Consider the following 1,313-nt stretch of genomic DNA (forward strand, 5'->3'; position numbering starts at 1 on the left):
GACGCCACGGGCCGCGTGCGCGCCCTCTGGGTGTCCACGCTCGCCTCGGGCACCAACTTCACGCCCGGCAGCGGCAACGGCGCCGTCCTCAAGCAGGTGTACACGTGGCAGGCGGACCAGCTCGTGCGCTCTGACTCGTGCCTGCTCGGCGCCACCTCGCCCCTCACCGAAACCTACGGCTACGACGGCCTGCTGCGCCTGACGTCCGCCTCCGGCACCCTCTCCACTGCCGGCGGCGCCTTCACCTCACGCGGCTTCGGTTACGACGCCCGCGGCAATCGCACCTCCGAGTCCGGCGAGGCCAACGCCTGGGCCCTGGCCTATTCCACCTCGGGCCACCCCGACCAGCTCGTCTCCCGCAACTCCACCCAGACGGGCGCCACCCTCGGCCACTCCTTCACCTACGACGCCGACGGCCGCGTCTCCCAGAAGCTCTGGCGCCCCGCCGACTCTTTCGGCAACGCCTTCCACCTCGACTTCACCTCCGGCCCGTCTTCCAACGGCGGCGCAGACACTGTCTTCAAGGCCGTCAGCGTCAATGGCCTGACGTTCAACTACTTCTACGACGCCCAGGGCCGACGCCGCCTCAAGGACTCCCCCACCGGCCTCAAGGACGAGTACTTCTACAACGCGTCCCAGGGCCTCCTGGTGGACCAGGGCAATGCCTCTGCTTTCACCGCCACCACCCACCCGGTGGACGAGTACGTCTGGCTGGACGGCAGGCCCATCGCCCTGCTGCGTGGCAAGCTGGATGCCTCCTGGGCCCACCTCTCCGACGCCACCGCCGACTGCGCCCGCGATGGCCAGGCCGCCGCCTGCGGCACCTACCACCTCGTCACCGACTACCTGGGCAAGCCCGTCCTCATGCTGGACAACCAGGGTCGCGTCACCGGCACCGGTGAGTACGACGCCTTCGGCCACGTCAACCGCGTCAGCGTCGACATCGAAACGCCCCACCCCTACAAAGTCACCACCACCACCTTCGGCGGCGTCATGAAGCAGCCCGCCGTCGCCGGCACCACCCTCCAGCAGCGCGTCCTCTTCGACGGCCTCGACCTCTGGAATGAGTCCGAGCAGTGCACCGCCGGCTCCGCCGACCGCAGTGACTCCGTCGCCATCCGCGACGAGGCCTCCAGCGCCGACTTGACGACGCGCGGCGCGTGGGAGGACGGCCGCGGATGGACAGCCTGGGTGACTCCCGGCGCCTCCGGTGTCCGCGCCGCCATCCTCAACTCCGGCCTCGCCTACTGCACCGGGGGCGCCACCTGCAACGACCTCTACTGCGTCCCCTCCTGCAACTGCACCACCACCGG

Annotated in this window: 1 pseudogene; it reads left to right on the forward strand. The window is 69.9% G+C overall.

The features are described from left to right. A pseudogene (locus AABA78_RS38785) lies at positions 1–1,313 on the forward strand (hypothetical protein); the annotation flags it as partial.

Origin of the sequence: Corallococcus caeni (assembly GCF_036245865.1) — a bacterium.
Classification (GTDB): Bacteria; Myxococcota; Myxococcia; order Myxococcales; family Myxococcaceae; genus Corallococcus; species Corallococcus caeni.